The following is a 12,285-nucleotide window of genomic DNA, read 5'->3' as shown; positions in this document are numbered from 1 at the left end:
GCCGCCCCACGCCACCTGCGGCCACCCCGCCGATACCGCCGAGAAACCCCGCCATTCCCAGGAAACCGACCGACAGTCGCCGGGCGGACGTGCTCGCCGGCCGAATCACGCGCGGCGGCTCCGGCCCCTGCTACGGGCTGACCACCGACGACGGCCGGCAGTACGCCCTGCACGGCCCGGATGTCGGCACCTTTCGCACCGGCACGACCGTGTTCGTCACCGTCGCAGCGGTGGAACCGGGCACCGACTGCGGGCCGGGAACGCCCGCCAGGATCGTGACGATCCGCCCGGTCGGCTGAGCCGCACCAGCGACCTCGGTCATCCGGCGGGTCGCCCCAACGGGCCCCGGGCCACTGCCCTCGCAAACCAGAATCGGACCAGCGGCACGGGGGTCCTAGGCTGTGGCACATGACGGAGCAGCGTGGCGGGTCCCCTGACGAGTCCTGCGTCCTGACCGAGGGGCCGTGGGCGCACCGCTTCGTCGACGCGAACGGCAGCCGGTTCCACGTCGTGGAGGCCGGGACCGGGCCGATGGTGCTGTTCCTGCACGGCTTTCCCGAGTACTGGTGGGCCTGGCACGAGATCCTCCCGGCGGTCGCCGACGCCGGGTTCCGGGCCGTCGCGGTCGACCTGCGCGGCTACGGCGCCAGCGACAAGCCACCCCGGGGGTACGACGGCTACACCCTCGCCGCCGACGTCGCCGGCCTGATCCGCGCCCTCGGCGAACGCTCCGCGACGGTGGTCGGCAGCGGCGCGGGGGGCCTGATCGGGTGGACCGCCGCCGCCTTCCACCCGGCCCTGGTCCGGCGGCTGGTCGTGCTCGGCGCACCCCACCCGCTGCGCCTGCGGGCGGCGCTCTTCGCCGACCCGCGTGGTCAGTTCGCCGCCTCCACACCCACCCTGAGGTTCCAACTTCCGCGCTACGAGCACGTGCTGACCCGCGACGGCGGAGCCGCCGTCGAGGAGATGCTGCGGCGCTGGGGCGGGCCGCGCTGGGTCGGCGGCCCGGAGTTCGAGGTGTACGCGCGGCGCTGCCGGGACGCCATCCAGATCCCGCAGGCCGCCTTCTGCGCCCTGGAGGGCTACCGCTGGGCGTTCCGGTCGGCGCTGCGTCTGCACGGCTACCGCTTCGTCCGGTTGATGCAGACGCCGCTGGTCACCCCGACCCTGCAACTGCACGGCGCGCTCGACGCCGCCGCGCTGCCCCGCACCGCGCAGGGCTCCGGCCGGTACGTCAGCGCGCCGTACGAGTGGCGGCTGCTCGACGGGGTGGGGCACTTCCCCCACGTCGAGGCGCGCGACGTGGTGCTCGGCGAGATACTACGGTGGACGAAGTCCTGATTCAGACCCGCTTCTGGCGCAGGTCCGCCACCTCGTTGGCGGGCGCCCAACCCTGGTAGACGCCGAAGTCGAAGACCTCCAGCCCCAGCGCCTGCGCCACCGGCCAACGGCCGCCGGTGTACTCCACCCGGAGCCAGCCGTCGTGCTCGCCAAGCACGACGAACGGCTGGCCCTGCCACGTACAGGTGGTCCGCACGTACGCCAGTTCCTCCACCTCGGTCGCGGGGAGGACCCGGACGTAGCGGCCGGGACGTACCTCCTCGAAACCCTCACCGGGCTCGGGCTGGTAGATCCGCACGTTGTCGCCGTCGGGGCTGGCCTGGTATTCCCGCCCACGCCAGCGGGCCACGTATCCGTCCCGGGTCACGGCTCACCCACCTGTCGCCACAGCAGCGCGTCGGTGTCGAGCACGGCGATCATCCGTTCGCTGCCGTCCGCGCCGATGCGCCACAGCTGCGCGCCGTGCGGCAGCCGGGCGCTGTCCACCTTGAACTCGGCCACCACGTCGCTGCTCTCCCCGGGGGCGAAGCCGTTGCCCCGGAACGGCGCACGCTCGATGACCCAGCCCTCCATCGCCCGCATGGCGGCCTCGTTCTGCCCGCCGTACGGGATGCGGTACAGGCTCGGCCGGTACGCCGGCCACCGCAGCACGTAGATCTTCTCGGCGTCCCGGGAGAAGGGCGAGTCCGGGTAGCCCAGTCCGAGCGCCTCGTGCAGTTTCGCCGGCGTGGTGAGGTGCGCCAACTCGTTGGCGCGGTGCACGAAGCCGGAGACCCGGTCGTAGCCGCGTTCCAGGTAGTAGGCGAGCTGGCTGGGGGCCACCGCCTTCTGCATGACCACCGGTTTGGTCGGGTCGACCGCCGGCGGGACGTGCCGACGGGTGTCGGCCGGTCTGGGCACGCTCGGCGCTTCCGGCTCGATGCCGGCGTCGTCCCCGAGCCCCACCTCGGCGGCCCAGTTGGCCAACGCGACGATCTGCTCGCCGGGGAGCTTCGCCCCCACCGGGGTGCCCGGGTTGACGGCGAAGGACCAGTCCTCCTCCGGCCAGCGCCGGATCAGCCGCACGAAGCGGACCTCGACCGTCTCCACGTCCTCGCCGCCGTGGTCGGCCAGCCGCTGCGGGGAGGTGTGCACCACCACGTACCGCTCCCCGTCCAGCTCTTCGGTACGCCAGACGAAGCCCGGATCGCCGGGGCGGCTGCCCGGTGCCGAATCCGGTGCCACCGGCAGCAGCACCCGGGCCAGCAGCAGGGTGGACAGGAAGGTGTCGGTGCTGCCGGCCCCGGCGGCGTTCAGCAGTTCCTCCTCCACCTCGTTGGCCGGCTGGAACGTCGCGTCGGTGGTCGGCGGCTGCCCGGCCCGGTCCGAGGTGGAGCGTTCCGGGTTCGCCGGGACGTCGGTCGGGTCCGGGTCGGCGCGGACGTCGGCCGGGCCCGGAACGGACGGCTCGGTGGCCGTCGTGGCCCCGGCCGTCTGGAGGTCGGTGCGGGTGTCGGGCGGGCGAGCCGCGTCCGCGACGCCGGACCGGCGGGCCACGGCCGACTCGGACGACACCGCCGGGTAGGGCTCGGGCGACGCCGCCGGGTCCGGAACCGGGTGCGCTGCGCCCGGCGTCGGGTCGTCACCGACGGCCGGTGCGGTGCGGTCGTCGGCGAGGAGCGGCCTCGACCGGGCGTGGAAGAGCGACACCGTCGGCTCCGCCGGGTCGACCGGCCGGTCGTCCACCCGGGACGCCACCGGCGGCCGGGCCTCGAACAACGACACCGTCGGATCCTTTGCGCCCCGGGCGGCGGGCCGGTCCGCCATCGGGTCTGCGGTCGGCACCTCGACGGCCGGGGACGCCGACACGGTCGGCTCGGGTGCGCCGGGGCGGACCAGCCGGGCGGTCGGCTCGTCGTCCGGGGAGATCGGCGCGGCGGGCTCGCCCGCCGGCCCCCACCCGGTCGTGGCCGGCTCGGAGCCGGCCTCGACCAGTGGGGTGCCGGGTCGCGTACCGGCGGACCCGTCGGAGACCGGCAGGTCGTGGGCTTCGATGACGACGCCCTCGATGACGATGGGCGAGAAGCCGCGACGTGGCCCGGGCGGCGCCGACGCCGGCTCGGCGAACGATGCCGGCACCTCCTCCACCAGCGGCCGGTCGACCGGTGTGCCGGCACCCTCCGCGGGGTCGGGCAGCGGCCGGGTGGGCTCCTCGGCCGGACGTGGCGCGGGCGTGGGCACACGTCGCGGCAACGCCTGGGTGGCCTCGGCGGCCGGCACCCGGAAGGCCCGGGTGGGTTCCTCCGCCGACGGTTCGGGACGCCGGCCGTTCGCCGGCGGCTCGGGGGCTGGCGGCGCCGGCCCCTCGGCCGGCTCCATCCGGAACGCGCGGGCCGGATCCTCGCCGGGCGGGTCGGGTGGCCGGCGGCGGGGGAACGGCTGTCCGCCGAGCCCGGGACGCATCGGAGGCGTGGCCCGTTCCCCCGAGCGCAGCGGCTTGTCCCGCATGGCCCGGGCCGCCGCACCCCGACCGGAGGCCGGCTCGAAGAACGAGCTGCGCCCGTTGGGGGGACCGTCGGTCGCCGCGAGGCGAGCGCCCAGCCCTTCGCCGAGCAGCCGACGGCGGGGCGGGACCGGCCAGGGCTCGCCGGGCCGCCCGGGGCCGCCGTGGGGCCCCGGGCCGGGCTCGTCGTCTGGCCGGGCGGGCGGGCGCGCGGCATTGCCCGGCCCGGCCGCCGACCCCGACGCGGATGCCCTCACCGCGGGGTCGACGTCCGCCGGGCCGACGGGGACGGCACCGTTCGTCGCCGGGCGGTGAGGACGGACGGGGTACGGGTCGCCCGCGGCGGCCGGCCGGCCGGGCGGAGGGTCCACCGGAGGCCGGAGGGCGACCGGTGGCACCGGCTCGGGCTGGCTCCAGGCGCTGGCGACGCCGGTCGCCGCCGGCTCTGCGGGCGCCGCCCCGTGGGAGCGGGACCCGGGGCGGCCGGGCAGGCGCACGTCACCGCGGGAGAGTTGGGAGACGAACCAGGCCGGGAGGTAGCCCTCGACCGGCAGGCCCGGGTTGACCGCCAGCCACCACTCGTGGTGGGGCCAGGCGGCGGCGAGTGCGGTGAACGGACTGCGCCGGCTGGGACCGGCGTCGGCGCCGAGGCAGGCCCGCATCGCGGCGGGCGAGGTGAAGGCCAGTACGTGGGTGCGACCGCCCGTCGTCCAGGTGCCCCAGCCCATCGGCGCCTCACCGGCGAGGGCCTGGGCGGAGATCGGGAGGTACAGGTCGGTGCCGGCCAGGATGCGGAAGTATCGCTCCTGGTCGTCGGCGCGCAGCGCGTCCCGCAGCGCCGTCTCGGTCTCGGTAGCCGGCTCCCAGTCGGTCACGGCCACCTCTCCTCCCGCTAACAGGCCATAGGCATCGCGTACAACCTACAAGGTCAGGGCAAGATCACGGCGGGTCGGCCGACGGCGGACCCACCGCCGGCCGCGCGGGACGCTAACATCCCGTTCCGGAGTCGACACGATACGGAGGCGGTCGATGTACCGGCCCAGTGCGCGACCGGCGTTCGCGAGCCTGGCGGCGGTCCTGCTGACCGGGCTGCCCACCCTCGCCGTGTCGTCGGTCACCCCGGCCCGCGCGGCGGCACCGCCGGCCGCCCGGGTGGCCGCACCCGCCTGCTCGGCCCCGCTCGCGCCGGCCCGCCCCGTCGCCGCCGTGCCGTGGGCCCAGCAACGGTACGCCCCGGAGCGCCTCGCGCCGCTGGCCGGCGGCGCCGGGGTCACCGTCGCGGTGATCGACTCGGGCGTCGACCGCCGCCACCCGCAGCTACGCGGTCAGGTGCTCGACGGGGCGGACTTCCTCGACCCGGGCGGTGACGGCAGCCGTGACTGCGCCGGCCACGGCACCGGGGTCGCCAGCATCATCGCGGCCGGCCCCGCCGAGGGGGTGGCCTTCACCGGGCTCGCGCCGCACGCGCGCGTGCTGCCGGTACGGGTCAGCGAGCAGCAGGTGGTCCAGGGGCGGGAGTCGGGGCGTACGGTCGGCGCCGCCGACTTCGCCCGGGCGATCCGGTGGGCGGTGGACCACGACGCCGACGTGCTGAACCTCTCCGTGGTGCTGTACGTCGACGACCCGGCCGTCCGGGAGGCGGTGGCCTACGCGGTGCGGCGGGACGTGGTGGTGGTGGCCGCCGCCGGGAACCTGCACGGCAGCGGCGACCCGCGCCCCTTCCCGGCCGCCTACGAGGGAGTGCTCGGGGTGGGGGCGATCGGGCCGGACGGCTCCCGGGCCGACTTCTCCCAGACCGGCCCGTACGTCGACCTGGTCGCCCCCGGCGGCGACGTCCTGATGGCCGCGCCGGGGCAGGGACACCGCCGGGCGGAGGGGACCAGCTACGCGGCGCCGTTCGTCGCGGCCACGGCGGCACTCGTCCGGCAGTACCGGCCCGAGCTGACCGCCGCGCAGGTGGCGCAGCGCATCGTGGACACCGCCGACCCGGCACCCGGCGGCGGCCGGGGCGACGGGTACGGCAGCGGTGTGCTCAACCCGTACCGGGCGGTCACCGACACCGGCGCGGGGCCGGCGGTGGCGTCCCGTGGGCCGTCCGCGCTGCCGGCTGACCGGCCGGATCCGGCGCTGCTGGCCCAGCGGGCCCGGCGGGCGGCGGCTCGGGACCGGGCGCTGCTCGTCGCCGCGCTCACCGGCGCGACGGTGGCGGCGGTGGTGCTGCTCGCGCTGGCGCTGCCCCGGGGCGCCCGCCGCGACTGGCGTCCGGCCGGCCCCGGCTGACCCACGCCCCACCGCCGCGACGGCGACGCCGAAGGGTGGTCGGCGTCGCCGTCGGCTCACCGGGGGGCGGGGCTCACTGGAACAGGCCGGTGTTGCGCTTCTCGGTGTTGAGGTAGTCGGCCGCCGAGTCGTCGACAGCGAGCCTGATGTCGCGCAGCATCGCCTGGAGATCCTGGGAGGCGCTGCGCCACCGCGCCTGCCGCTGCTCGTACGCCTGCCGCGCCTCGCCCGTCCAGGTCGCCACCAGCGGGGCCGCGTCCCGCTCCAGTTGGCCGAGCTGTGAGTCGAGCGTGTTCAACGCCTTCTGGATGTCCGCGCTGGCCTGTTGCAACGCGGCGAAGTTGACGACCAGGACACCGTGGTCCATCGGATGTTCCTCCCCCTCGATCGGCGGTCACAGCGGCAGTTGGATGCCGCCCCGGTTGGTGCCGGCGACCCGGCCGGCGGCCTCGGTGTCCGAGACGTCGTACTGCTGGCCGGCGGTGCGGATCGCCGAGGCGGTCTCCCGCAAGGCCCGCTGCAACGCGGCCTGGTCCTGCGACCACTGCTGCTTGACCTGCTCGAAGGAGCGCCCACCGGCGCCCCGCCAGGCCTGCTGCAACACCTCCAGCTCGGCCATCAGGCCACTGAGCATGCTGTGCAGCGACTGGTCCACCTGCTCGAACTTCGCGGCGGTCTGCTGCATCACCGCGGCTTCTGCCTGGGTCTGGGACACCCCGGACGTCACCTCGTCTCCTCGGTCGTGGCGGACCGGCGGCCCGTCCATCGTGGACGTCGAGCCGGGATCGGCCCCGGCGGCCGCCGCCGGCCGAACTCGTCGCTGACGGTAGCGGCAGGATAGCCATCGTGCTACCCCGTCAGCCTCCCCTGTGGACAACTCCGAACCGCGCTTCCCCCTACCATGGGTCACGCCGCCGTCGCGGTGCGGTGGACGGACGTGGTGTCCGCCGAGCCCGCGGCACGGAGGCGGCACGTCGAGCGGAGGAGACGCGTGACGGCGAGCACGACCGGAGGGCCGGCCCGGGCGGTGTCCCGCCCGCCGCTGCCACCGCGGTGGATCGGCGCGGGCCGGCTCCCGACCACCGTGCGCGCGAGCCAGATCGTGGCCGTCCAGGTCGCGGTGGCACTTGTCGTCGCCGCGTCCGGCCGGGGCCCGGTGGCGGTCGGGCTCGCGCTGCCGGCCGCCGGGTTGCTGGTCGTCACCGCCTGGGGGCGCTGGCGGGGCCGGTGGCTCTTCGAGTGGCTGGCCACCGCCCTCGGGTACGCCGGCCGACGGCACGCGCCCCCAGCGGCCGGCGGTCCGACCGCTCTGTTGCACCTGGTGCTGCCCGGCGCGGTGGTGCGTACGGCGGAGCTGGCCGGGGAGCCGGCCGCCGTGGTCGACGACGCCACCGGGCTGACCGCGGTACTGGAACTGGGCGACCCCGGTGATCTGCTGGGTGACGCCCGGCGGGCGCTGCCCGCCCCCGCCGCGCTGCTGCCGCCCGCCGACGGTGAACATCCGCCGGTCCGGGTCCAACTGCTGCTGCACGCCGCGCCGGCCCCCGCACCGGGGGCGGCCGGCGGCGCGGCGGGCACGTCGTACCGACAGTTGACCGAGGGACGGCTGCCGGGGCAGGAGCGGGCGCTGCTCGCCGTCCGGGTGCTGCGGGTCGACGGCTGGTCCGCCGAGGAGCTGCGGGTGACCCTCTCCGGCACCGTACGCCGGATCGTCCGGCGCCTCGGCCCGGCCGGCGGGCGTCTCCTCGGCGAACACGCCGCGCTGCGCGTACTCGGGGAACTGGCCCACCACGACGGCGCGCGGCCGACCCGCGAGACCTGGCAGCTGGTCTGCGCCGGCGGCCTGCTCCAGGCCAGCTTCCGGCTGTGCCGCTGGCCCGATCCCCGCGCCGACCTGGGTCGCCGGCTGGTGACCCGGCTGCTGGCGCTGCCGGCGACCGCGACCAGCGTCGCGCTCAGCGCGGGCCCGCGCACCGGCACCGACGCCGGCGGGACGCCGGCCGAGCTGACGGTACGGCTGGCCGCCTGGACGCCCGACGAGCTCGCCCTGGCCACGCAGGCGCTGGGTCGGCTCGCCTCCGACGCCGGCGGCGAGGTGCGCCGGCTCGACGGCGATCAGCTCGACGGGCTGGCCGCCACCCTGCCGCTCGCGGTGGCCGGCGGCCCGGTGGCCGCCGGCCCGGATCCGGAGGAGATGGAGCTGTCGATCGGGGGCGGTGGCCTGATGGTCGGCGCCAACCGGCACGGAGGCGCGGTCACCGTGCGGCTGTTCCGCGCGGAGGGCACCCGGCTGGTCCTCGTCGGCGGGGTCCGCGCGGCGCAACTGCTGGTCCTGCGGGCGATGGCGCTGGGGGCGCGGGTGGCCGTACAGACTGGCCGCCCACGGTTGTGGGAGCCGTTCGTGCGGGGGGTGGGCAGCACCGGCGGAGGCGTGGCGGTGCTGCCACCGGGGCGTACGGTCGGTGGCGGGCCCGGGTCGCCGATGTGTCCGGTGCTGCTGGTGGTGGACGTGGGAGCTACGCCGGTCGAGCCGACGCCGGGCCCGGCCTGGCAGGCCACGCTGGTGGTACGCGACGAGCTGACCCCCGCCGACGTGGATGTCCTGGGCCGGGCGGATCTGGCGGTGCTGCAACCGCTGGACCCGCAGGAGGCGGCGCTGGCCGGGGCCGCGCTCGGGTTGGGCGGGTCGGCGGAGTGGCTGACCCGGATCCGCACCGACATGGTGGCGGTGGTGAACCGGCGGGCGTTGCGCTGGGCGTTGCTGTCCCCGACGCCGATCGAGTCGCAGCTGATCGGCCGACCGGCGCGGCGCTGAGCCGGGCCGAGGGGTTCCCGGGGTGGGTCTACCGTGGCACGATCCCCGCCATGGGTTTCATGAAGGGCCTCCTGATCCGGCTGGGCGCCACGGCCGTCGCGTTCTGGCTGGCGACGCTGCTCATCCCCGGCATCTCCCTGGATTCCGACTCGGCGGTCGAGACGGTCACCACGCTGCTACTGGTCGCGGTGATCTTCGGCGTGGTCAACGCGGTGCTCCAGCCGATCATCAAGACGGTGGGCTGCGGGCTGTACCTGCTGACCCTCGGGCTGATCGCGCTGGTCGTCAACGGTCTGCTCTTCCTGCTGACCAGCTGGATCGCCGGCGAGGCCGGGCTGCCCTTCCACGTGGACGGTTTCTGGCCGGCCGCCGTGCTCGGGGCGCTCTTCGTCGGCATCGTGACCTGGATCCTCGGCGCGGTCCTCGACCGGGACTGATGCGGCGTCTCGTTTCCCGTCCAACCCATGATCGTTGGCGGCCTGGCAGTAGCAGCCCCGACGTGCCGAGTTGGCCAGCCGTAACCGCGTCGGTGCGCGGCCGGCCGGGTGACGGTCAACGGGCGGGAATTGGCTGGCGCGGCCGACGGTGGGTCGGGCTAGCGTCTCTGAGATGTTCACCCTGACCCGTGACGACGGCTACCTGCTCAGCACCGATCCGGCCCGGCTCGACCTGGACCGGGTGCACGGCTGGCTCTCCACCGACGCGTACTGGGCGCTCGGGCGCAGCCGGGAGACCGTGGCGCGCGCCTTCGCCGGCTCGATTCCGTACAACGTCCACCGGGTGTCGGACGGCGGGCAGGTGGCGGTGGCCCGGGTGATCACCGACGGGGCCACCTTCGGCTGGCTCTGTGATGTCTACGTCGCGCGCGGGGAGCGGGGGCGCGGGCTGGGCACCTGGCTGGCCACGGCCGTCCGGGACCACCTGGCCAGCCTGGGCGTACGACGGATCCTGCTGGCCACCCTCGACGCGCACGTGGTGTACGCCAGGGTCGGCTTCACCCCGGTCACGCCGGAGCACTGGATGGAGCTGGACCGACGCTCGGTGAACCCGGTCACCGGAAAGGATCCGATCGGCTCGCCGGACCTTACGGTGACGGGGTGAACCAAACCCGGCTCGGTTACCTCTACGGCTTCGGGGCGTACCTCATCTGGGGTTTCTTCCCGGTCTACCTGAAGCTGCTGCGCCCGGCCGGCCCGGTGGAGATCCTGGCCCACCGGATCGTCTGGTCGGTGCTCTTCGTCGCGCTGGTGCTGGCCGCCATGCGCAACGTCGGTTTCCTGCGCGCCCTGGCCCGGCGACCCCGGGCGCTCGCCGGGATCCTCGCGGCGGCGGTGCTGATCGCGGTCAACTGGACCGCCTACATCTACGGGGTGAACTCCGACCGGGTGGTGGAGACCGCCCTGGGTTACTTCATCAATCCCCTGGTCGTGGTGCTGCTCGGCGTCTTCGTGCTCCGCGAGCGGCTGCGCCCGGCGCAGTGGGCGGCTCTGGGCGTCGGCGCGCTCGCGGTGGCCGTGCTCACCGTCGACTACGGTCGGTTGCCGTACCTGGCGCTGACCCTGGCGTTCACCTTCGCCGGGTACGGGCTGGTCAAGAAGCGGCTCGGGCTGCCCGCCGCGGAAGGGTTCTTCGTCGAGTCCGCGGTGCTGGCGTTGCCCGCCCTGGCGTACCTGGGCTGGCTGGCGTCCCGGGGCGCGGCCACCTTCGGTCACGTCTCGGCCGGGCACACCGTGCTGCTGGTGCTGGCCGGCGCGATGACCGCCGTCCCGCTGATGTTCTTCGCCGGCGCGGCCAACCGGCTGCCGCTGTCCGGGCTCGGCATGCTCCAGTACCTCGCCCCGATCCTCCAGCTCGGCTGCGGTGTGCTCCTCTTCCACGAGCCGCTGCCACCGGCCCGGCTGGCCGGTTTCGCCCTGGTCTGGGCAGCGCTGATGATCTTCACGGTGGACCTGCTGCGGCAGGGCCGCCGCAACCGGGTCGCCGCCCGGACCTCGGAACCGGTCACCGCCACCGGATGATTGACCGGTCCCGGGCGGCGTTCAGCGCACCTCGTAGTCCAGGACGGTGGTGCCGTCGGCGCGGATCAACTCCAGGCGGACCAGCTCCGCGTCGGTGAACCGGGTCGCGCCGGTGAGGCGTACGTCGTCACCCGGGCCGGCCAGCCAGGAGGCGATCTGCTCGGTCGCGTCGTCCGGGCCGTACGCCACCAGCCGGAAGGTGTACGCCTTGCCGTAGCCGGCCGTCGCGTCGTACCCGCAGTGCATGGTGATCTCGGTGCCCCACTTCTTGCCGGTCAGCCCGATCTCGGCGCGCACCGCCGGTGTCTTCGCCGACACCGGTGCCATGGAGACCATGCGGATCGCCTGCACGGTCGGAGTCGGGGCCGGGGCCGGTCGCAGCGCGGTGGCCCCGCCGAAGCCCACCACCAGCGCGGACGCGGCGGCGACCAGCGCCGTCAGGCCGTACTTCAGCCGGGTGGCGGAGCGTTCCCGGCGGCGGCGGTTACGCGCCACGGCGAGCAGGTCGGGCACCCGGTCGATTGCCGGCGGCGGAGGCAGGAACTCCGCCAGGTCGGTCGCGTCGAGCCGACCCAGCAGCCCGGGCAGCACGGCGATCTCGGCGACCGCCTCCCGGCACTCGAAGCAGCCGGCAAGGTGCCGCTCGTAGGCCGCCCGGTCCGCCGGGGCGAGGGCACCCAGCACGTACGCGCCGTCGTCGAACGCGAACTCGCAGCGGGTCATCCGGTCACCCCCATCTCGGCCAGGACCAACCGTAGTGAGCGCAGTGCGTAGTGGGTGCGGGACTTGACGGTCCCCGGTGGCACGCCCAGCCGCGAGGCCGCCTCCGACACCGAGCGGCCCTGGTAGAAGCACTCGACCAGCACCTCGCGGTGGGTCGGGCTGAGCCGGTTCAGCGCCTCGGCGAGGGTCCACGCCTCGACCGCGCGCTCCGCTTCGTCGACCGCCTCGGGTGGCTCGGGCAGATCCTCGGTGAACACCTCACCGACCCGGGTGGACCGGCGCCGCCAGGCGTCGATCGCCAGGTTCCGGGCGGTGGTGAAGAGCCAGGCGCGGACCGACCCGCGACGTGGGTCCAGCGACTCCGGATGGCGCCAGGCCCGCAACAGCGTCTCCTGCACCAGGTCCTCCGCCCGCGTCCGGTCGCCGTTGACCAGGCGGAGCGCGTGCGCGAACAGCGCCTCGGCATGCTCGTCGTGCAACGCGCGCAGCAGTTGGGCGTCGTGGTCGCTGACGGTTATCACCTCGCTCTCCGCACCGGCTCGGGCGGTGTGTGTCCGTCCGTGGATACGCGCGGTCCCGCCGATCGGTTCATCCGCTCCCGCTGTTCACATCAGGTTCACACTCGC

The 12,285-nt window shown here is 75.2% G+C and carries 13 protein-coding genes; 7 read left to right on the top strand and 6 right to left on the bottom strand.

Going from position 1 to position 12,285, the window contains the following annotated elements; translation table 11 throughout:
* On the top strand, positions 1 to 299 hold a 299-nt coding region (locus E1165_RS14170), incomplete at its 5' end, for a hypothetical protein (RefSeq protein WP_132391590.1).
* Between the two features lie 109 nt (positions 300 to 408).
* Positions 409 to 1,341, top strand: coding sequence for an alpha/beta fold hydrolase (locus E1165_RS14165; RefSeq protein WP_132391588.1), 933 nt, complete (start codon positions 409 to 411; stop codon positions 1,339 to 1,341).
* Position 1,342: 1 nt separating this feature from the next.
* Here the strand turns inward: E1165_RS14165 and E1165_RS14160 are convergent, their stop codons facing one another.
* Both E1165_RS14160 and E1165_RS14155 read right to left on the bottom strand, forming a co-directional pair.
* Positions 1,343 to 1,708 (bottom strand): hypothetical protein, encoded by a 366-nt coding sequence (locus E1165_RS14160; RefSeq protein WP_132391586.1) that lies wholly within the window; start codon positions 1,706 to 1,708, stop codon positions 1,343 to 1,345.
* On the bottom strand, positions 1,705 to 4,698 hold the full coding sequence (locus E1165_RS14155) for an SseB family protein (RefSeq protein WP_132391584.1): 2,994 nt from the start codon (positions 4,696 to 4,698) through the stop codon (positions 1,705 to 1,707). Before E1165_RS14155 ends, E1165_RS14160 begins: the two co-directional genes overlap by 4 nt.
* A 154-nt stretch (positions 4,699 to 4,852) precedes the next feature.
* On the opposite strand from E1165_RS14155, the gene mycP reads away from it, so the two are divergent.
* Positions 4,853 to 6,103, top strand: coding sequence for a type VII secretion-associated serine protease mycosin (gene mycP, locus E1165_RS14150; RefSeq protein WP_132391582.1), 1,251 nt, complete (start codon positions 4,853 to 4,855; stop codon positions 6,101 to 6,103).
* A 73-nt stretch (positions 6,104 to 6,176) separates the two neighbouring features.
* On the opposite strand, the gene E1165_RS14145 is transcribed toward mycP, so the two are convergent.
* Together E1165_RS14145 and E1165_RS14140 are read right to left on the bottom strand one after the other, a co-directional pair.
* On the bottom strand, positions 6,177 to 6,470 hold the full coding sequence (locus E1165_RS14145) for a WXG100 family type VII secretion target (RefSeq protein WP_132391580.1): 294 nt from the start codon (positions 6,468 to 6,470) through the stop codon (positions 6,177 to 6,179).
* A gap of 27 nt (positions 6,471 to 6,497) precedes the next feature.
* Positions 6,498 to 6,818: a WXG100 family type VII secretion target gene (locus E1165_RS14140; RefSeq protein ID WP_132391592.1), complete on the bottom strand. Its 321-nt coding sequence runs from the start codon at positions 6,816 to 6,818 to the stop codon at positions 6,498 to 6,500.
* A gap of 186 nt (positions 6,819 to 7,004) precedes the next feature.
* Between E1165_RS14140 and eccE the strand changes: the two genes are divergently transcribed.
* From eccE to rarD, 4 genes are all read left to right on the top strand, one after another.
* Positions 7,005 to 8,918, top strand: a complete 1,914-nt coding sequence (gene eccE / locus E1165_RS14135; RefSeq protein ID WP_132391578.1) for a type VII secretion protein EccE — start codon at positions 7,005 to 7,007, stop codon at positions 8,916 to 8,918.
* 50 nt (positions 8,919 to 8,968) lie between these two features.
* On the top strand, positions 8,969 to 9,355 hold the full coding sequence (locus E1165_RS14130; RefSeq protein WP_132391576.1) for a phage holin family protein: 387 nt from the start codon (positions 8,969 to 8,971) through the stop codon (positions 9,353 to 9,355).
* A 172-nt stretch (positions 9,356 to 9,527) separates the two neighbouring features.
* A complete protein-coding gene (locus E1165_RS14125) occupies positions 9,528 to 10,019 on the top strand; it encodes a GNAT family N-acetyltransferase (RefSeq protein ID WP_132391574.1) in 492 nt (163 codons plus the stop codon).
* Positions 10,016 to 10,936, top strand: coding sequence for an EamA family transporter RarD (gene rarD, locus E1165_RS14120; RefSeq protein WP_132391572.1), 921 nt, complete (start codon positions 10,016 to 10,018; stop codon positions 10,934 to 10,936). Before E1165_RS14125 ends, rarD begins: the two co-directional genes overlap by 4 nt.
* 21 nt (positions 10,937 to 10,957) lie before the next feature.
* On the opposite strand, the gene E1165_RS14115 is transcribed toward rarD, so the two are convergent.
* Both E1165_RS14115 and E1165_RS14110 read right to left on the bottom strand, forming a co-directional pair.
* On the bottom strand, positions 10,958 to 11,659 hold the full coding sequence (locus E1165_RS14115; protein WP_132391570.1) for an anti-sigma factor: 702 nt from the start codon (positions 11,657 to 11,659) through the stop codon (positions 10,958 to 10,960).
* Complete coding sequence (locus E1165_RS14110; RefSeq protein WP_207916881.1) at positions 11,656 to 12,177, bottom strand: sigma-70 family RNA polymerase sigma factor; 522 nt, start codon at positions 12,175 to 12,177, stop codon at positions 11,656 to 11,658. Before E1165_RS14110 ends, E1165_RS14115 begins: the two co-directional genes overlap by 4 nt.
* Positions 12,178 to 12,285: the final 108 nt, after the last annotated feature.

Source organism: Micromonospora sp. KC723, from assembly GCF_004348595.1.
Lineage (GTDB): Bacteria > Actinomycetota > Actinomycetes > Mycobacteriales > Micromonosporaceae > Micromonospora.
The sequence above is the reverse complement of the archived record's forward strand: the minus strand, read 5'-3'. Positions and strand labels throughout refer to the sequence as shown.